The organism is Pseudomonas sp. P105 (assembly GCF_032614175.1).
In the GTDB taxonomy this organism is placed as follows: Bacteria; Pseudomonadota; Gammaproteobacteria; order Pseudomonadales; family Pseudomonadaceae; genus Aquipseudomonas; species Aquipseudomonas rhizophila.
The window spans coordinates 3329295-3348816 of record NZ_CP126693.1 but is presented as its reverse complement, the minus strand read 5'-3'; the positions used below and the strand labels follow the sequence as shown (position 1 = coordinate 3348816).

General features: G+C 60.5%; 17 protein-coding genes. 6 read left to right on the top strand and 11 right to left on the bottom strand.

Annotation, left to right across the window (positions count from 1 at the left end; translation table 11 throughout):
- Window positions 1-19 precede the first annotated feature (19 nt).
- Window positions 20-1102, bottom strand: a complete 1083-nt coding sequence (locus QOM08_RS15025) for a bifunctional transcriptional activator/DNA repair enzyme AdaA (protein WP_047225752.1) — start codon at window positions 1100-1102, stop codon at window positions 20-22.
- Between the two features lie 144 nt (window positions 1103-1246).
- Here QOM08_RS15025 and QOM08_RS15020 point away from each other — a divergent pair, with 144 nt between their 5' ends.
- Complete coding sequence (locus QOM08_RS15020) at window positions 1247-1711, top strand: hypothetical protein (protein ID WP_047225753.1); 465 nt, start codon at window positions 1247-1249, stop codon at window positions 1709-1711.
- A gap of 79 nt (window positions 1712-1790) precedes the next feature.
- Here QOM08_RS15020 and QOM08_RS15015 read toward each other — a convergent pair whose 3' ends face one another.
- Window positions 1791-3245, bottom strand: coding sequence for a TrkH family potassium uptake protein (locus QOM08_RS15015; RefSeq protein WP_107322352.1), 1455 nt, complete (start codon window positions 3243-3245; stop codon window positions 1791-1793).
- Window positions 3246-3447: 202 nt separating this feature from the next.
- Between QOM08_RS15015 and QOM08_RS15010 the strand changes: the two genes are divergently transcribed.
- A complete protein-coding gene (locus QOM08_RS15010; RefSeq protein WP_047225755.1) occupies window positions 3448-4035 on the top strand; it encodes a LysE family translocator in 588 nt (195 codons plus the stop codon).
- 28 nt (window positions 4036-4063) lie between these two features.
- On the opposite strand, the gene QOM08_RS15005 is transcribed toward QOM08_RS15010, so the two are convergent.
- Window positions 4064-4888, bottom strand: coding sequence for a helix-turn-helix transcriptional regulator (locus QOM08_RS15005; RefSeq protein ID WP_047225756.1), 825 nt, complete (start codon window positions 4886-4888; stop codon window positions 4064-4066).
- A gap of 137 nt (window positions 4889-5025) precedes the next feature.
- Between QOM08_RS15005 and QOM08_RS15000 the strand changes: the two genes are divergently transcribed.
- Window positions 5026-5988 carry a sensor domain-containing diguanylate cyclase gene (locus tag QOM08_RS15000; RefSeq protein WP_188250799.1) on the top strand — a complete coding sequence of 321 codons (963 nt, stop codon included), beginning with the start codon at window positions 5026-5028 and terminating at the stop codon, window positions 5986-5988.
- A 254-nt stretch (window positions 5989-6242) separates the two neighbouring features.
- Here the strand turns inward: QOM08_RS15000 and fabI are convergent, their stop codons facing one another.
- From fabI to gloB, 8 genes are all read right to left on the bottom strand, one after another.
- On the bottom strand, window positions 6243-7037 hold the full coding sequence (gene fabI, locus QOM08_RS14995) for an enoyl-ACP reductase FabI (RefSeq protein WP_003202751.1): 795 nt from the start codon (window positions 7035-7037) through the stop codon (window positions 6243-6245).
- A gap of 19 nt (window positions 7038-7056) precedes the next feature.
- Window positions 7057-8667, bottom strand: a complete 1611-nt coding sequence (locus QOM08_RS14990; RefSeq protein ID WP_076384417.1) for an ABC transporter ATP-binding protein — start codon at window positions 8665-8667, stop codon at window positions 7057-7059.
- 1 nt (window position 8668) lies between these two features.
- Window positions 8669-9688 (bottom strand): ABC transporter permease, encoded by a 1020-nt coding sequence (locus QOM08_RS14985; RefSeq protein ID WP_047225759.1) that lies wholly within the window; start codon window positions 9686-9688, stop codon window positions 8669-8671.
- Window position 9689: 1 nt separating this feature from the next.
- Window positions 9690-10763 (bottom strand): microcin C ABC transporter permease YejB, encoded by a 1074-nt coding sequence (locus QOM08_RS14980; protein WP_047225760.1) that lies wholly within the window; start codon window positions 10761-10763, stop codon window positions 9690-9692.
- Between the two features lie 3 nt (window positions 10764-10766).
- Window positions 10767-12620: an extracellular solute-binding protein gene (locus QOM08_RS14975; RefSeq protein ID WP_107322355.1), complete on the bottom strand. Its 1854-nt coding sequence runs from the start codon at window positions 12618-12620 to the stop codon at window positions 10767-10769.
- Window positions 12617-14449, bottom strand: a complete 1833-nt coding sequence (locus QOM08_RS14970) for an extracellular solute-binding protein (RefSeq protein WP_047225762.1) — start codon at window positions 14447-14449, stop codon at window positions 12617-12619. Before QOM08_RS14970 ends, QOM08_RS14975 begins: the two co-directional genes overlap by 4 nt.
- 162 nt (window positions 14450-14611) lie before the next feature.
- Window positions 14612-16042: a transglycosylase SLT domain-containing protein gene (locus tag QOM08_RS14965; RefSeq protein WP_076384421.1), complete on the bottom strand. Its 1431-nt coding sequence runs from the start codon at window positions 16040-16042 to the stop codon at window positions 14612-14614.
- A 99-nt stretch (window positions 16043-16141) separates the two neighbouring features.
- Window positions 16142-16909, bottom strand: coding sequence for a hydroxyacylglutathione hydrolase (gene gloB / locus QOM08_RS14960; RefSeq protein ID WP_188250800.1), 768 nt, complete (start codon window positions 16907-16909; stop codon window positions 16142-16144).
- Window positions 16910-16974: 65 nt separating this feature from the next.
- Here gloB and QOM08_RS14955 point away from each other — a divergent pair, with 65 nt between their 5' ends.
- The 3 genes from QOM08_RS14955 (at window position 16975) to dnaQ (ending at window position 19276) form a co-directional block, all read left to right on the top strand.
- The gene (locus tag QOM08_RS14955; protein ID WP_047225765.1) at window positions 16975-17733 is read left to right on the top strand and encodes a class I SAM-dependent methyltransferase; all 759 of its coding nucleotides are present in this window, start codon (window positions 16975-16977) and stop codon (window positions 17731-17733) included.
- An 89-nt stretch (window positions 17734-17822) separates the two neighbouring features.
- A complete protein-coding gene (rnhA, locus tag QOM08_RS14950; protein WP_047225766.1) occupies window positions 17823-18275 on the top strand; it encodes a ribonuclease HI in 453 nt (150 codons plus the stop codon).
- 239 nt (window positions 18276-18514) lie between these two features.
- Window positions 18515-19276: a DNA polymerase III subunit epsilon gene (dnaQ, locus tag QOM08_RS14945; RefSeq protein WP_047225767.1), complete on the top strand. Its 762-nt coding sequence runs from the start codon at window positions 18515-18517 to the stop codon at window positions 19274-19276.
- The last annotated feature ends 246 nt before the right edge of the window (window positions 19277-19522 follow it).

Here is a 19522-nt window from a genome sequence, read left to right as displayed (position 1 = left end):
TGTTCACTCGGCAGGCTGATCAGAATGCCAGTGGCAGGGACACCTGCACCGCGGCCTTTTCCAGCCGCAACAGAAAAGCCTTGCGTGGCTGCCCGCCACCATAACCGGTCAACGAGCCATCCGCACCGATCACCCGGTGGCAGGGGATGACGATGGCCAGGCGATTCTGGCCGTTGGCCAGTCCCACCGCACGGCTGGCACCAGGACTGCCGAGGGCAGTGGCGATGTTGCCGTAGCTACGGGTTTCGCCGTAGGGGATTTTTTCCAGTTCAGCCCAGACCCGGACGGCGAAGGCGCTGCCGGGCATGTGCAGCGGCACGCTGAACGAGGTGAGCTTTCCAGCGAAATAGTCGGCCAGTTCGGTTTCGATCTGTTGCAAGTGGGGATTGTGCCCCGGGGCGACGGTATAGCCGTAGCGTTGTTGCAACTCTTCGATTTCCCGGGTCAGGGCCGGGCGGTCGAGGAACTCCAGCAACACCAGGCCGCGCCGTTCGGCCATGGCCAGCATCGGCCCCAGTGGCGTTGTCAGGCGGGTGAACAGCAGAGGTTCGCTGTGGGCGGCGCGGCCCGGTGTGATGTGGAAAGACTTCACGAAGGCGTCACGAAATCCGCTCAGGGACTCGTAGCCTGAGTCAAAGGCCGCATTGTCGATGGAAATCCCTTCTTTGATGCCCCCCAGGGCGATGCCCAGCCGTCGGGTGCGCAGGTAGGCATGGAAAGTCATGCCGAAATGCTGCTTGAACCAGCGCCGCAGCTTCAGCGGTTCAATGCCTTGTTCCAGCAACAAGGCGTCGGTCCAGCGCAGGTCGGGTTCGGCGTCCACGGCCTTGAGCAGCGCCTGGATCCAGGCCGGCGCGATGGCGGCGGCATCCAGCGGCTTGCAACGCAGACAGGCCCGGTAGCCGGCCGACATGGCTTCGTCAGCGTGGGCGAAAAATTCGACGTTTTCCGGCTTCGGCTTGCGCGCCGTGCAGCTGGGGCGACAGAAGATGCCGGTGGTCTTGACCGCCGTGAAGAACACCCCCTCGTAGGCGGTGTCTCGTTCGAGCATGGCGCGGACCATCTCGGCATGGGGTGGGAGCAGCGAGTCGTGTAGGTTCATGGGGGGAGCATAGAGCCAGGCCCGGGATGGCTCCACCGGAAAATCGACAGTGAATTTCCATTCACTTGGTCGGCTGCTTACGAACAAAAGTTGAACCCCTGAGTCTTAAAGGTTCAACCGTTGTTTTTGTCTTTCGGAGACATCATGTCCAAACATAAGAAATCCCTGATCGCCGTCGCTGTGTGTGCCTTGATGCTGAGTGCCTCAGCCTTGTTGCCCGCCGACCTGTCGCCTATTGGCGCGAGCTACGCTGCCGGTGGTGGGAATGGCGGGGGTGGCGGTAAGGGCGGTGGAAACGGCGGCGGCCACGGTGGTGGTGTCGGCGGTGGCCAGGGCAGTGGCAAGTCCAGCGCTTCCAGCGGCCTTGGTAAAGGATTGACCAGCGACCACACCGGCACCCGGACTCGCGATCATGGCCTGAGCGGCAAACACACCGGTACCACCCGCACCGACCGGACCAGCAAGGCTTCGCTCACGTCGAACATCGCCAAGGACCGTGACACGCGCGGCTTGACCAAGGCGTCGGCCATTTCCACCACTACGCCAGGCACCCACAACACCAAGGGACTGACCAACGCGACCAGCTCTTCGATCAAGAACGACCGCTGATCGCTTGAAAAAAAGCCGCGACGTTATGGATTGGCGTCGCGGCTTTTTTCGTTTATCGGCTTCGCATTACCCGAAGTGTTCAATACTTCCAGAACACCGGCGTGAACAACACCAGCACGGTCAGAATCTCCAGACGACCCAGCAGCATGCCAATGGTCAGCAGCCATTTGGCCGCATCCGGCAAGGTGGAGAAGTTGCCGGCCGGTCCGATGATCGAGCCCAGCCCTGGCCCGACGTTGCACACGGCCGTGGCGGCACCGGTGAGGGCCGTCGTCCAGTCCAGGCCGATCAGCGCAAGCCCAAGGGCGATAGCGCCGATGGTAATGGTGAAGAAAAAAGAAAACGTCAGCAGCGAACGGACGATCTCTTCGTCGATGGGGTGCTTGTTGTATTTTTTTTGAATCACCGCCCGCGGATGGATCAGTTGTTTCAAACTGCCCATCAGTAAGGCGCCGGCCACCTGGAAACGAAAAATCTTCAGCCCGCCGGAGGTGGATCCCGAACAACCGCCGACAAACGTCAGGTAAAAAAATAGCAGCAGGGCAAAGCTGCCCCATAGCGAGTAGTCACCCAGCGCCACACCGGTGGTGGTGACCACCGAAGTCACGTTGACGGCTACGATGCGCACCGCGTCCAGCCAGGCGTAGTCGCTGTTCAGGCTCAGCCAGGTGCCCACCACGAGCCAGGTAATGACCAGGAATCCGAGGAATCCACGGACCTGATGATCCCTGAGCAACGCTCGTTTGTTCCCGCGCAACGTGGCGACATACAAGGTGAAGGGCAGTGCGCCGGCGATCATGATAATCACCGAGATCCAGTGGATGGCCGGTTGAGACCAGTTGGCCAAGGACGAATCCGAAGTGGAGAACCCTCCGGTGGAAATCATGGTCATCGCATGGTTGATCGCTTCGAAAGGTGTCATGCCCGCCAGCCACAAGGCCAGGGCGGCCAGGGCACTCAAGCCTAAGTAGAGCCACAGGATGTAGGTCGCCGCCACATGGGAGCGCGGTGTGACTTTCTCCGACCAGTCCGATGATTCGGTCTGGAACAGTCGCATGCCGCCGACCCGCAACAGCGGCAGGATGGCCACCGCCATGCCGATGAAGCCGATCCCTCCGAGCCACTGCAACATCGAGCGCCAGATCAGCAGGCCCGGGGAGGCATTGTCCAAGCCGGTGAGGATGGTCGAGCCGGTGGTGGTGATGCCGGACATCGTCTCGAAGAATGCGTCGGTGTAGCTGATGTGCTGGATAAATACCATCGGCAAGGCGGCGAAGGTGCAGACAACCACCCAACTGGCAGTGGTCAGCAGGTACATGTCCCGCGGACGCAGTTGTATGTGCTCCGGTCGACCACGTGCTACCAGCAAGATGCCGCAGACAAAGGTGATCAGGCTCGACCACAAGAACGCCGAGAGGTCATCGTTTCGCTCGTACACCATCAGCGTGAGAAGCGGGATTGCCATGCTCGCGGCCAGGGTGATCAGGAAAATGCCGAGGATGAATCCGATAAACCGCACAGCCGCAAGGGACATAAAACACGCCTGAAAGAATGAGCCGCCCAGTATCGATTTCGTTGACCGGACGCTGCGTAAAGTTTGCGTAAAAAAGAGCCCGAAACAGCACCTGTTCGCACGGCGCGCGGTGAGTCGTCGTCATTGGGCAGTTTTGTTCAATACCGCCAGTGGCATGCAATTTACCTTGAACGCCACCTCACGGACATGAAGAAGGTATGCAATGAGTCTGATTATTTCCATGGCGGCGTTTGCACTCGTCGCGTCCATCACTCCCGGCCCGGTCAATATAGTCGCCCTCAGTTCCGGGGCGCGATTCGGCTTTCGTGCCACCTTGCGTCACGTGGCCGGGGCCACCCTGGGGTTTGTCTTGCTGCTGGTGTTGATGGGGCTGGGGTTGCACGAAGTGCTGCAGCGCTGGCCCGGCCTCACGCGAGTGGTGCAACTGGGGGGCGTGGGTTTTCTGTTGTTCATGGCCTGGAAACTGGCGATGGACAACGGGCAGCTGGGCGCCGGAGACGAGGAGCGGGCGCCGTCGATGTTTTACGGCGCGTTGATGCAGTGGCTCAACCCCAAGGCGTGGCTGGCCTGTGTGGCCGGGATGGGAGCGTTCGTGGCCGATGGTGAGGCGCGGTTGGTGTGGCAGTTTGCGGCTATCTACCTGGTGATCTGTTATCTCTCGGTGGGCTGCTGGGCCTATGCCGGCAGTTTTCTGCGGGTCTGGCTGGGCAACCCGGCGACCATGCGCCTGTTCAATCGGACGATGGCGGCGTTGCTGGTGGTCAGTGCGGTGTATTTGTTGTTGCCTTGAGCCATCCCCGCAAAAGCAGGGTCGGGTATCAACCGCGATATTGGCCCGGGGTGGCGGCCAGGTGTTGTTTGAAGGCGCGCTGGAAATGCGCCTGGTCGGCAAACCCGCTGTCCAGTGCGACATCGGCAATCAGCTTGCCTTCGCGTAACTGCCGACGGGCGAACTGGATCCGACGATTGACCAGGAAAGCATGGGGCGTCATGCCGTAATGGCGCTTGAAGGCCCGGCTCAGGTACGACGGCGAAAGTTGTGCGGCGGCGCAGATGTCTTCGAGTTTCAAGGCCTCGCTGCAATGGTCATGGATAAACTGCGCCGCTCGCATCAACCCCGGGTGGCTGCCACGGTCCGGGCGCCCGGCTGGGTTGAGCCGGTGTTGCAGGTCGATGAAAAACGCTTCGGCGGCGGCGTGTTTGCGGGCGATGTCGATCCGCTCATCCACCAGTTGGCCGTACAAACCCTGTAAGGCGGCAAACAGCTCGATGTCGCGGCTGTGGGTGGTGGCGAAGCCCTGAAAACCCAGGGTCTCGTCAAAGCCGATTCGGCGCTGCAAGTCCGTCAGCCACTGGGTGTCGACGTACAGCATTACATACGACCATGGCTGATCATTGATCGGGTTGCACGCATGGACATCGCCGGGGTTCATCAATACGACCGTACCGCTCTCTACCTGGAAATTCGATTGCTCATGCAGGTAGGTGCTGCGCCCGGCCGTGATAGCCCCGATGGAAAAGTGGTCATGGGAATGACGCGAATAGCAGACCTTGCGTCCATCGGCGATGCCCCGGGCTTCGATGAAGGGCAGCGCTGCATCACGCCAGAAACGTGGGGCGGCATCATGGGGGGCGGGCTTCATCGGTCGGCGTCCTCGTCTTGAACCTGTGTCGCAGTGTATTCGGCCCCGTCGAGAAATGCCTGTCTGATTTGGCCGTTCGGTTTGAAGAGGAGAGGGCCTGGGCTAGACTTCAACAAGCCCTCTCTATGGAGTTTCCGATGCTTGCGCCTGGTAAACCGGATAACGAAGCCGTTCGCCTCAAGAATTTGCACTCGCTCAAATTGCTCGACACTGCGCCCGAGGAGCGCTTCGACCGCCTGACTCGCCTTGCCCGGCGTTTGTTCGATGTGCCCATTGCGCTGGTGTCGCTGGTGGATGCCAACCGTCAGTGGTTCAAGTCCAACGCGGGCCTGGACGCCAGTGAGTCCGGACGCGACGTTTCATTTTGTGCACACGCCATTTTGCAGGATCAGATTCTGGAGGTTTGCGACGCGGAGCAGGACGAGCGGTTTCGCGACAACCCGTTTGTCACCGATAAACCCGGCATTCGTTTCTACGCCGGGCAGCCGTTGGCACTGGATGACGGCAGCAAGCTTGGAACCCTGTGCTTGCTGGACACCAAGCCGCGCAAGCTCAATGACGAAGAGCGCGAACTGCTGCGCGACTTGGCCAGCATGGCCGAGCAGGAAATGATTGCTGTGCAGATGGCGAGCATGGACGAACTGACTTTGCTGTCCAATCGACGTGGTTTCATGACGTTGGCCCAGCATGCGCTGAGCGTTTGCGAGCGCCTGTCGCGTCCGGCAACACTGCTGTTCTTCGACCTCAACGACTTCAAGCTCATCAACGACCGCTTCGGACACGCCGAGGGCGATACGGCACTAAAAACGTTTGCCGACGTGCTACGCATCGCCTTTCGCGAAAGTGATGTGATCGGTCGTTTGGGTGGCGATGAGTTCGTGGCGCTGCTCACCGGCTCTGCCCATGTCGAAACCTCGGCGATCATGGCGCGACTCAGGGAAATCCTTGATGAGCGCAATGCGATGTTGCAGCGTGGCTATGACATCCGTTTCAGCGTGGGCCAGATCGACTATGACCCGAAGCGTCATCAGTCCATCGACAGCCTTTTGGCGGATGCTGATGAGGCGATGTACATTCAAAAACAGGCTGGCTCGCGCTGACGGCGTCACATCAAGCCCTTATGTGTGCAGGTCCATCGTCATCGCGAGCAGGCTCGCTCCCACAGGGGATTTGTGGTTTGCCCGAAGTCTATGAGCAACTCGGAAAATGTGGGAGCGAGCCTGCTCGCGATAGCGGTGGCCCATTCAACCCGAATGCAAGCTGACCCGCCGCCATGACCAGAGCGGAATAAAAAACGCCGCTTGTCCCTTTTCAGGACAAGCGGCGTTTTTACGCAGCGGATGAGACGTGAAGATTACTCTTCGATGTTACCCATGGCGGTGGTGTTGAAGCCGCCGTCCACGTACATGATTTCACCGCTGATGCCCGAGGCCAGGTCCGAGCACAGGAAGGCGCCGGCGTTGCCGACTTCCTCGATGGTGACGTTGCGACGCAGCGGGGTCTGCGCTTCGTTGGCGGCCAGCATTTTGCGGAAGTTCTTGATGCCGGAAGCGGCGAGGGTACGGATTGGACCGGCCGATACGCAGTTGACGCGGGTGCCATCCGGGCCCAGGGAGCCGGCCAGGTAACGCACGCCTGCTTCCAGGGAAGCCTTGGCCATACCCATCACGTTGTAGTTCGGCATGGTGCGCTCGGCGCCAAGGTACGACAGGGTCAGCAAGCTGCCGTTGCGGCCTTTCATCATTTCACGACCGGCTTTGGCCAGGGCCACGAAGCTGTAGGCGCTGATGTCGTGGGCAATGCGGAAGCCTTCGCGGGTGGTGGCTTCGGTGAAGTCGCCGTCCAGTTGATCGCCCGGGGCGAAGCCCACGGAGTGCACGATGCAGTCCAGGCCGTCCCACTTCTTGCTCAGTTCTTCGAAAACCTTGGCGATTTCTTCATCGCTGGCCACGTCGCACGGGAAGCACAGCTCAGGGCTCGAACCCCAGCCTTGTGCGAACTCTTCGACGCGACCCTTGAGTTTGTCGTTCTGATAAGTGAAGGCAAGCTCAGCGCCCTCGCGATGCATGGCGGCGGCGATGCCGGATGCGATGGACAGCTTGCTGGCGACACCGACGATCAGTACGCGCTTACCGGCGAGAAAACCCATGTGTTGCTCCTCTTTCAGGTTATTCGGCAGTTGTTGGGGCCAGGAAAGCGGCCTCCAGCAACTGCTGTGTATAGGGGTGTTGCGGCGCGGCGAATATGCTGCGGGCATCACCTTGTTCGACCACTTGGCCATGCTTGACCACCATCAACTGGTGGCTCAGCGCTTTGACGACAGCCAGGTCATGGCTGATAAACAGGTACGTCAGGTTGTACTTGGTTTGCAGCGACCGCAACAGCTCCACCACCTGGCGTTGCACGGTACGGTCCAGGGCCGACGTCGGTTCATCCAGCAGAATCAACGCCGGCTTGAGCACCAGGGCCCGGGCAATGGCGATACGCTGCCGCTGCCCTCCGGAAAATTCATGGGGGTAGCGGTTCCGGGTCTCCGGATCCAGGCCTACCTCCTTCAATGCCGCGATTATCGCTTGTTCCTGCTCGGCTGCGGTGCCGATCTTGTGGATCCGCAGGCCTTCGCCGACGATCTGGCTTACACACATCCGTGGGCTCAGGCTGCCGAACGGGTCCTGAAACACCACTTGCATCTCCCGGCGCAGTGGCCGGACCTGTTGCTGCGACAGGCAGTCCAGCTGCTTGCCTTCAAAGCGGATCCCCCCCTGGCTGCCGATCAACCGCAAGATCGCCAGCCCCAGGGTGGACTTGCCGGAGCCGCTTTCGCCAACGATACCCAGGGTCTGGCCCTGGGGCAGGCTGAAGCGGATACCGTCCACGGCCTTGATGTAGTCCACCGTGCGTTTGAACAGGCCTTTCTTGATCGGGAACCAGACTTTCAGGTCCTCGACCTGCAACAGCGGCGGGCCGACCACGTTGGTCGCCGGATTGCCGCTGGGTTCGGCGGCCAGCAGTTCCCGAGTGTACGGATGCTGCGGCGCGCGGAACAGCTCTTCGCACGATGCCTGTTCGACGATGCAACCGCGCTGCATGACACATACGCGATGAGCAATTCTTCGCACCAGGTTCAAATCGTGGCTGATCAACAGCAGCGACATGCCCAGCCGCGCCTGCAAATCCTTGAGTAATTCGAGGATTTTCAGCTGGACGGTGACGTCCAGTGCCGTGGTCGGTTCGTCGGCAATCAGCAGCTCTGGTTCGTTGGCCAGGGCCATGGCGATCATCACTCGCTGGCGCTGGCCACCGGACAGTTCGTGGGGCAGGGCCTTGAGGCGCTTGTGCGGCTCGGGGATGCCCACCAGTTCCAGCAACTCCAAGGTGCGACGGGTAGCGACCTTACCGGACAGCCCCTTGTGAATGCCCAGCACTTCATTGATCTGCTTCTCGATGCAATGCAGCGGATTGAGGGACGTCATCGGCTCCTGAAAGATCATCGCGATCCGGTTACCCCGGATGTGGCGGATAGTCTTTTCTTTCAACCCGAGCAAATCCTGGCCGGCGTACTGGATGGTCCCGCTTGGATGGTGGGCCAGCGGGTAGGGCAGCAACCGCAGGATCGAGTGGGCGGTCACCGACTTGCCTGAGCCGCTTTCGCCGACCAGGGCCATGGTTTCGCCACGCTTGATGTCAAAACTGACGCCTTCGACCACCCGTTGGCGACGTTCGCCGACGATGAACTCCACGGCCAAGTCGCGCACTTCGATCAGATTGTCCTGATTCATTTCACTTCCTCGGATCGAAGGCATCGCGAGCGGACTCGCCGATGAACACCAGCAGGCTCAGCATGATCGCCAGCACGGCGAACGCGCTGATGCCCAGCCAAGGCGCCTGCAGGTTGGATTTGCCTTGGGCCACCAGTTCACCCAGGGACGGAGCGCCCGGAGGCAAGCCAAACCCGAGGAAATCCAGGGCCGTGAGGGTGCCGATGGCCCCGGTGAGAATGAACGGCATGAACGTCATGGTCGAGACCATGGCGTTGGGCAGGATGTGGCGGAACATGATCGCGCCGTTCTGCATGCCTAATGCCCGCGCGGCACGCACGTATTCCAGGTTGCGCCCGCGCAGGAACTCGGCGCGGACCACGTCCACCAGGCTCATCCAGGAGAACAGCAGCATGATGCCCAGCAACCACCAGAAGTTCGGCTGCACGAAGCTGGCCAGGATGATCAACAGGTAAAGCACCGGTAGCCCCGACCAGATCTCCAGGAAACGCTGTCCGGCCAGGTCGACCCATCCGCCGTAAAAGCCCTGCAAGGCGCCGGCGATCACGCCGATGATCGAGCTGAGGAGGGTCAGTGTCAGAGCGAACAGCACCGAAACACGGAAACCATAGATCACCCGGGCCAGCACATCACGGCCCTGGTCGTCGGTGCCCAGCCAGTTGACCGAGGAGGGCGGTGCCGGGGCGGGGACCTTCAGGTCGTAATTGATGCTCTGGTAGCTGAACGGGATCGGTGCCCACAGCACCCACGCGTCCTTGGCGGCCAGCAGTTCGCGGATGTACGGGCTCTTGTAGTTGGCTTCCAGCGGAAATTCGCCGCCGAACGTGGTTTCCGGGTAGCGCTTGAGTGCCGGGAAGTACCAGCCGTCGTCGTAGTGCACCACCAGCGGCTTGTCATTGGCGATCAACTCGGCGCCCAGGCTGAGCCCGAACAGGATCAGGAACAGCCACAGCGACCACCAGCCACGCTTGTTGGCCTTGAACAGTTCGAAACGGCGGCGATTGAGGGGGGACAGGTTCATCTCAATGCTCCCGGCTTTCGAAGTCGATGCGTGGATCGACAAAGGTGTAGGTCAGGTCACCGATCAGTTTCACCACCAGCCCCAGCAGGGTGAAGATGAACAGGGTGCCGAAGACCACCGGGTAGTCACGGTTGATTGCCGCCTCGAAACTCATCAAACCGAGGCCATCAAGGGAAAAAATAACCTCTACCAGCAACGAGCCGGTGAAGAAGATTCCGATGAACGCCGAAGGGAAGCCGGCAATCACCAGCAGCATGGCGTTGCGGAACACATGACCATAGAGCACCCGATTGCGGGTCAGGCCCTTGGCCTTGGCGGTGACCACGTATTGCTTGTTGATTTCATCGAGGAAGCTGTTCTTGGTCAGCAGGGTCATGGTGGCAAAGTTGCCGATCACCAGGGCCGTCACGGGCAAGGCCAGGTGCCAGAAATAGTCGAGGATCTTGCCGCCCATGCTCAGTTCGTCGAAATCGTTGGACGTCAGCCCCCGTAGCGGGAACCAGTTGAAATAGCTGCCGCCGGCAAACACCACGATCAGCAGGATGGCGAACAGGAACGCCGGGATGGCATAGCCGACGATGATCGCCGAACTCGTCCAGACGTCGAAATGACTGCCATGCCGCGTCGCCTTGGCGATCCCCAGCGGGATCGACACCAGGTACATGATCAGCGTACTCCACAGCCCTAGCGAGATGGAGACCGGCATTTTTTCCTTGATCAGGTCGATGACCTTGGCGTCTCGGAAAAAACTGTCACCGAAATCCAGGCGAGCGTAATTCTTGATCATGATCCACAGGCGTTCCGGCGCCGACTTGTCGAAGCCGTACATGCGCTCGATTTCCTTGACCAGCGCCGGGTCCAGCCCCTGAGCGCCGCGATAGGCGGAGCCGGCCACCGACACTTCGGCACCGCCACCGGCAATGCGGCTGGTGGCGCCTTCGAAACCTTCGAGTTTGGCGATCATCTGCTCCACCGGCCCGCCGGGCGCGGCCTGGATGATCACGAAGTTGATCAGCAGGATGCCAAACAGGGTCGGGATGATGAGCAATAGACGCCGAAAGATATAAGCCAGCATCGGTTACTCCACACTCGCCGGGGCGACGATTTTTTGCTCGATGACCTGTTTTTCCACCTCGATGGAAGGCTTGACGTCTGGCTTGACCCACCATGTGGTGGTGCCGATGTCGTAGGTCGGGGTGATTTTTGGATGGCCGATGTGGTTCCAGTAGGCTACGCGCCAGGTCTTGATGTGCCAGTTGGGGATCACGTAGTAGCCCCATTGCAACACCCGGTCCAGCGCCCGGGCGTGGGCCACCAGGCTCTTGCGTGAGTCGGCGTTGATCAGTTGCTCCACCAGTTGGTCGACGGCGGGGTCCTTCAGGCCCATGGTGTTGCGGCTGCCGGGATTATCGGCGGCGGCCGACATCCAGAACTCGCGCTGTTCGTTACCCGGCGAGCTGGACTGCGGGAAGCTGCCCACGATCAGGTCGAAATCCCGCGAGCGCACGCGATTGATGTATTGGGACACGTCGACCCGGCGGATCACCAGTTCGATGCCCAGGTCACTGAGGTTACGCTTGAACGGCAGCAGCACCCGCTCGAATTCGGTCTGGGCCAGCAGGAACTCCAGCACCACGGGTTTGCCCTGGGCATCGACCATCTTGTCGTCGACGATGCGCCAGCCGGCCTCTTGCAGCAATTGATAGGCCTTGCGCTGCTGGTCACGAATCATGCCGCTGCCGTCGCATACCGAAGGCTGGAAGGCCTGGGTGAACACCTGCTCGGGGATCTTGCCACGCAACGGCTCGAGGATCTTCAGCTCGTCTTCGCCGGGCAGGCCGGTGGCGGCCATCTCCGAGTTTTCGAAATAACTGCGGGTGCGGGCGTAGGCACCGTGGAACAGTTGTTTGTTGGTCCATTCGAAGTCCAGCAGCAGGCTCAAGGCCTTGCGCACCCGCACGTCCTGGAAGACCGGGCGGCGCAGGTTGTAGACAAAGCCCTGCATGCCGGTGGGGTTGCCGTTGGGGATCTGTTCCTTGATCAGCCGGCCTTCGGTCACGGCCGGGATGTTGTAGGCGTTGGCCCAGTTCTTGGCAGCCATTTCCAGCCAGAAATCGAACTGCCCGGCCTTCAGTGCCTCGACCGCCACGGTGTTGTCGCGATAGTAGTCGGTGGTCAGCACATCGAAGTTGTAGAAGCCGCGGTTGACCGGCAGGTCCTTGCCCCAATAGTCCTTCACGCGTTCATAGCGAATCGAGCGGCCAGCCTTCACTTCGGCGACCTTATACGGGCCGCTGCCGAGGGGGATCTCCAGGTTGCCCTTGTTGAATTCGCGCCCGGCCCACCAATGCTTGGGCAATACCGGCAGTTGGCCGAGGATCAGCGGCAATTCGCGGTTATTGGTGTGCTTGAACTTGAACAGCACCTTGAGCGGTTCTTCGGCGATGACTTCGGCCACGTCGTTGTAATAACCGCGGAACATCGGAGCGCCGTCCTTGGTCAAGGTCTGGAAGCTGAATACCACGTCCTCGGCGCGTACGGGATGGCCGTCGTTGAAGCGGGCTTCGGGCCGCAGGTAGAAGCGCACCCAGGCATTGTCCGGGGCCTTCTCGATTTTTTCGGCGATCAGGCCATATTCGGTGAACGGTTCGTCCAGGCCTTGTTTGGCCAGGGTGTCGTAGATCAGGCCGATGTCATCGGCGGGGACGCCCTTGCTGATAAAAGGGTTGAGGCTGTCGAAGCCACCAAACCCGCCCTGACGAAAAATCCCGCCCTTGGGGGCGTCAGGGTTCACATAATCGAAATGCTTGAAGTCGGCCGGGTATTTCGGCGGCTCGTTGTACAAGGTCAAGGCGTGCTGCGGTGCGGCACAGGCCAGTCCGGCGAACAACAGGCCGCTGGCCTGCAGGAGCAGGGCGCGTAAAGGCTTCATTGATCTTTCTCCGAAGATTTCAGCCACCATGCGCTCAAACCCAGGGTGTAGGGCGGCGTAGTGACAAAGGCAAACCGGTTACGGTAGGCCAGGCGATGATAATTGAGATACCAGTTAGGGATGCAGTAGTGCTGCCACAGCAGCACACGGTCCAGGGCTTTGCCGGCGGCGACCTGTTCGTCACGGGTGCGGGCAGACAGGAGCTTTTCCAGCAGGTGATCAACCACCGGGTTGTTGATGCCGGCGTAGTTCTTGCTGCCCTTGACCCCCGCCTGGCTGGAATGGAAGTACTGCCATTGCTCAAGACCCGGGCTGAGGGTTTGCCCCAGAGTCAGCAGGATCATGTCGAAGTCGAACTGGTCCAGACGCTGCTTGTATTGAGCGCGATCCACCGTACGCAGGCGGGCCTGGATGCCGATGCTGGCGAGGTTTTCCACGTAGGGCTGCAGGATGCGCTCCAGGTTCGGGTTCACCAGCAGGATCTCGAAGCGCAGGGGCTGGCTGTCGGCGTTGAGCAGGCGCTGGCCGTGGATGGTCCACCCGGCTTCCTTCAGCAATCCCAGGGCTTTGCGCAGGGTTTCCCGGGGGATGCCCCGCCCGTCGGTCTGGGGCAGGCTGAAGGGTTGGGTGAACAATGCGGGCGGTAGTTGTTCCCGATACGGCTTGAGCAGCAGCCATTCGTGGCCCACCGGAAGACCGCTGGCGGAGAATTCACTGTTGGGGTAGTAGCTGAGGGTGCGCTTGTAGGCACCGCTGAAGAGCGTGCGGTTGGTCCACTCGAAGTCGAACATCAGGCCCAGGGCTTCACGAACCTTGACCTGGGCGAACGTGCTGCGCCGGGTATTCATGAACAGACCCTGGGTCTGGGTCGGGATCTGGTGAGCAATCTGCGCCTTGATCACCTCGCCGCGATTGACCGCCGGGAACCGGTAGCCGTTGGCCCAGTTTTTGGCCTGGTGTTCAATGTAGATGTCGAATTCCCCGGCCTTGAAGGCTTCGAAAGCCACTTCACTGTCGCGGTAGAACTCCACGTCCATCCGGTCATAGTTGTACTTGCCGCGATTGACCGGCAGGTCCTTGCCCCAGTAATTCTTGACCCGCTCAAACACCAACTGGCGACCAGGCTGCACTTTGGTAATCCGGTAAGGGCCGCTGCCCAAGGGCGGTTCGAAGGTGGTGGCCTTGAAGTCGCGGTCTTTCCAGTAATGCTGGGGCAGCACCGGCAACTCACCCAGGCGCAGGATCAGCAGCGGGTTGCCCGTACGCTTGAACACAAAGCGGATTTTCAGCGGGTTGAGGATGTCGACCCGTAGCACTTCCTGAAGGTTGGTGCGGTACTGCGGATGACCTTCCTTGAGCAGCGTTCTGTAGGAGAACGCCACGTCATAGGCGGTAATCGGCACGCCGTCGTGAAAACGGGCTTCGGGTCTGAGGTTGAACACCACCCAACTGCGGTCTTCGCTGTATTCCACTGACCGGGCGATCAGGCCATAGCTCGACGTCGGCTCGTCGCCGGACGGCGCATACTGACCGGTGCCAACCATCAGCGGCTCGTTCAGCTCGTTGATGCCGTATTGCAAGAAGTTGGGCGTCGAAACCGGGCTGCTGCCCTTGAAAGTGTAGGGATTGAGCGTATCGAAGGTGCCAAATGCCATGACCCGCAAGATACCGCCCTTGGGCGCTTGCGGGTTGACCCAGTCGAAGTGGGTGAATCTGGCCGGGTACTTGAGCGTGCCGAACTGCGCATAACCATGGCTTTCGCTAATGGTTGCGCCGGCGGGAGAGCTCAAGGCCAGGCTGATCAGGAGCAGGAGGAGGGGACGTATCAAGTCTGAGATCCGATCCAGGCGGCTTGGGCTTTATGGCCCGTACAGTAACAGCTTGTATCGGCAGGAAAAAGGCGGGAGCCGAAAGCTTCAGGGATTACCCGAAACCGTGGCGAGGGAGCTTGCTCCCGCTGGGCTGCGAAGCAGCCCTCTCTTCAGTCAGGCTTAGTGCGGAGAGTAAACCGTCAGCATCTGCCCAGGCTTCAGTGCCTTGCCTACCCGTGGATTCCAGCGCTTGAGGTGCTGCATTTCCACGTTGAAGCGTTTGGCGACCACGTACAGCGAGTCGCCTTGCTTGACCTTGTACTGGGTTTGTTTCTTTTTATTCTTGCTGCTGGCAGCGACTACCGTGTTGACGCGTTTGCGGGTGTCTTGCATGACCAGGGTCTGGCCGATCTTGAGTTTGTTGCCGCTCAATCTGTTCCAGCGTTGCAAGTCTTTGATCTGAACGTTGTTGGCCTTGGCGATCAGCCCCAGGTTATCGCCACGCTTGACGCGATAGGTGCGCTTGGCGCCCGCCACCGTGCTTTCTTCGGCTGAGTCAAAAACCGGTTGGAGCGATCGTTTGCTGATCAGTTCTTCCGGACGCATGGTGGACAGGCTGGCGGTCAACAACTGGGCCTTGGACGTGGGCACCAGCAGGTGCTGCGGGCCATCGATGGTGGTGCGCTGCTTGAAAGCCGGGTTGAGCTGGAACAGCTCGTCTTCGTCGATGTCAGCCACCGCCGCGACTTTGGACAGGTCCATGCGCTGGTTGATCTCGACGACCTGGAAGTACGGTTCGTTGGCGATCGGGTTGAGGTTGACGCCGTAGGCCTCGGGAGAAAGCACGACCTGGGACAATGCCAGCAACTTCGGCACATAGGCCTGGGTTTCGCTGGGCAGCGGCAGGTTCCAGTAATCGGTGGGCAGGCCAAGTTTTTCGTTGCGCTCGATGGCGCGGCTGACCGTTCCCTCGCCTGCGTTGTAGGCAGCCAGCGCCAACAGCCAGTCGCCGTTGAACATGTCGTGCAGGCGCGTCAGGTAATCCATCGCGGCCGTGGTAGAGGCCGTGATGTCGCGACGCCCATCATAGAAGCGGGTCTGGCGCAGGTTGAAGTAGCGCCCCGTGGACGGGATGAACTGCCACAGGCCCACCGCATGGGCCCGGGAATAAGCCATGGGGTTGTAGGCGCTTTCGATCACCGGCAGCAGCGCCAGCTCCAGGGGCATGTTGCGTTCTTCAAGGCGTTCGACGATGTAATGAATGTACAGGCTGCCGCGTTCGCCGGCGTTTTCCAGAAAGGATGGATTGCTGGCGAACCACAGGCGTTGCTGCTCGATACGCGGGTTGACGCCGGCGGTTTCCTGCAGCTGGAAGCCCTGGCGCATACGCTCCCAGACGTCCTGAGGCACTTGAGGGACGGGTTTTTCAGTGAGCCAGATGGGCTTCTGTTTGGCGCGAGCGGCGATGTTCGGCGTGTGCGCCACATCGCTCTGCGGCACCTGGCTCGTGCTCTGGCAGCCCGCCAGGGTGGCGGACACAGCCACTGCGACAGCTTGAGCCAAGCGGGTCAATGTGTCTGACTGGACGGACTTACGTATAGATGACGACATTGGCTGGAAGTAAGTTCCGGGCAAAAATGTCGGCCGATTCTAGGAAGCGCACCCCAACAGGTCAACCTTTCAGAATTTTTGTATCAAACGCCAGCGGCCTTAGAACTTATCTTTCCACGTCCTCAAGGCCGCAAAAACCTCACTCGGCGTCTGGTTACGCTGGCCGTTCCGTTCGTCTGCTTTTTGTTTAACGGATGTTTCAGCGGTACGCAGGAACGGATTGGTGAGCTTTTCAAGTGCCAGGGTCGAGGGCAGGGTCATGACGCCGGCGTTGCGTTGCTGGCTGACTTTTTCCAGGCGCGCGGCAACGTCCGGGTTGCCCGGCTCTACCGCAGCGGCGAATCTAAGATTGCTGAGGGTGTATTCATGGGTACAGTAGACCAGCGTATCCTCAGGCAGAGAGGCCAGGCGGCTGAGGGACTGATGCATTTGTGCAGGCGTGCCTTCGAAGAGTCGCCCACAACCGGCGGCAAACAGGGTGTCGCCACAGAACAGCAAGCCATGATGGTAATACGCGATATGCCCCAGGGTGTGGCCGGGTACGGCGTAGACATCGAAGTCCCAGCCGAGGACGCTGAGCTGGTCGTTGTCCTGCAGCGCCACGTCCCGCGCCGGGATGTTTTCACTGGCCGGGCCGTAGACGGTGGCGTGTGTCGCGTTTTTCAGTGCCTGGACGCCGCCGACATGGTCGTGATGATGGTGGGTGATCAGGATGTCGCTCAGGACCCAGCCTGGATGGGCGTCGAGCCAGGCCTGCACCGGCGTGGCGTCGCCGGGGTCGACGACGGCGCAGCGTTGAGTGGCGTGGTCCTGTAACAACCAGATGTAGTTATCGGTGAACGCGGGCAGGGCACTGATCTGTATCATCGCGGAATTCGCCAAGCAGAAAACAAAGGCGCATCTTAGAACTTCCTGACGCGTTGGAGAATGCAATGACCGATGAAGCGTTCGCTCAGGCTGATCCCGACTGGCTTGCGTTGATCAGCGCCGCTCGTGAGTGGCTGTCCGGCCCTGTCGGGCAATTTTTGCTGGAAGAGGAGCGGCGCATGCTCGAAGACGAGCTGGGCCGGTTCTTTGGTGGCTATCTGGTGCACTACGGGCCTTCGGCGCAGACCCCGCCGTCGGCGCCGCAGGTTCAGCGTAATGTACGCCTGGGGGCACCATTGCCTGGCGTGGAGATCGTTTGCGAAGAGCAGGCCTGGCCGTTGAGCGAGCATGCCGCCGATGTGGTGGTGATGCAGCACGGGCTGGATTTCTGTCTCTCCCCGCACGGGCTGCTGCGCGAAGCCGCCAGCAGCGTCCGTCCTGGCGGGCATCTGCTGATCATTGGCATCAATCCCTGGAGCAGTTGGGGGTTGCGTCACGTGTTCGCTCACGATGCTTTGCGTCAGGCTCGCTGCATCTCGGCGTCAAGGGTCGGTGACTGGCTCAACCTGCTGGGCTTCGCGCTGGAGAAACGTCGCTTCGGATGCTATCGTCCGCCGCTTGCGTCGCCCAAGTGGCAGGCCCGTCTGGCCGGCTGGGAGCGCAAGGCCGGTGAGTGGCAACTGTCCGGCGGCGGCTTCTATTTATTGGTGGCGCGCAAGATTGCAGTCGGGCTGCGCCCGGTTCGTCAGGCGCGACGCGAGCCGATGGGCAAGCTGATTCCCTTGCCGATGGCCAAGGTCAATCGTCGCCACATCGAGCCTTAACCCTTTTCTGATGGTCTGGCGGCATTTCGGTTGCGGGCATTGTCGTTCCCGTCCGGCAGGCCTTTGCATTTTTTTCTGGATGGATTGGCATGAGCGATAGCGTAGAACTCTTCACTGACGGCGCCTGCAAGGGCAATCCCGGCCCGGGTGGCTGGGGGGCGCTGCTGGTATGCAAGGGTGTCGAGAAGGAACTCTGGGGCGGTGAAACCAATACCACCAACAACCGTATGGAGCTGATGGGCGCTATTCGGGGGCTGGAAGAGCTTAAGCGGCCTTGCGACGTATTGCTGGTGACCGACTCGCAATATGTGATGAAAGGCATCAATGAGTGGATGGCCAACTGGAAGAAGCGTGGCTGGAAAACCGCTGCGAAAGAGCCGGTGAAGAACGCCGATCTGTGGAAACTGCTCGACGAGCAGGTCAACCGTCACAACGTTACCTGGAAATGGGTGCGCGGCCATATCGGCCATCACGGTAACGAACGGGCCGACCAGTTGGCCAACCGTGGGGTGGATGAGGTGCGGGGTTTCAAGCAGGCCTGATACGAGTGGTGTCGGGGCCTGAACAGGATGATCTGTGGCGAGTGGGCTTGTGTGGGAGCAAAGCTTGCTCGCGACACAGGCGCCCTGGTTTTCCTGAAAGACCGCATTATCTTCATCGCGAGCAAGCTTTGCTCCCACAGCTTCGCTCCCATAAGCCAGGTTTCAGGTAAGTCCCCTCGTTACCGGAGCGTGTTAACATCGCCGCTTTTGCAAGCATGCCCGTTGAGAGCTGAACACTGATGGCCAACAGATCTGTTGTACTGGATACCGAAACCACCGGCATGCCGGTGACCGATGGTCACCGGATTATCGAAATCGGCTGTGTCGAGCTGATCGGCCGACGCCTGACCGGTCGCCATTTCCATGTTTACCTGCAACCGGACCGCGAAAGTGATGAAGGCGCCATCGGCGTCCACGGCATCACCAACGAGTTCCTGGTGGGCAAGCCGCGCTTCGCTGAAGTGGCCGATGAGTTCTTCGAGTTCATCCAGGGTGCGCAGCTGATCATCCATAACGCGGCGTTCGACGTTGGCTTCATCAACAACGAATTTGCCCTGATGGGGCAGCACGACCGGGCCGATATCACCCGGCACTGCACCATCCTCGATACCCTGATGATGGCTCGGGAACGGCACCCGGGGCAGCGCAACAGCCTCGATGCCTTGTGCAAGCGCTACGGCGTCGACAACTCCGGTCGTGAACTGCACGGCGCCTTGCTCGACTCGGAGATTCTCGCCGACGTCTACCTGACCATGACGGGTGGCCAGACCAGCCTGTCCCTGGCCGGCAACGCCTCCGATGGCAATGGCACGGGTGAGGGTTCAGGTAACCAGGCAACGGAAATCCGTCGTTTGCCCGCTGACCGCACGCCAGGCCGGATCCTTCGCGCCAGCGAAAACGACCTGGCCGAACATGCCGCGCGTCTGGAAGCTATCGCCAAATCTGCCGGTGCTCCGGCACTGTGGACGCAACTGGTCGAATCCCAGGCCGCGGCGAACTGATCTTGCGCCACGGTCGTACCCTTTGTGGGAGCGAGCCTGCTCGCGATGCAGGCGGCTCGGTCTGTCTGTTGGACCATGGAGATCCCATCGCGAGCAGGCTCGCTCCCACAAGGGCAGTCTTCATTCATTTCTCGCCACAATCGCCAGTACCTTCTAACCTGAGGTAACGGGCAGGCTACGGATACCCGCTTGATGTATGAAGTTTCGAGAGGCAAGGGCAATGGATGGCAGAGCGCCGTTGGTTGT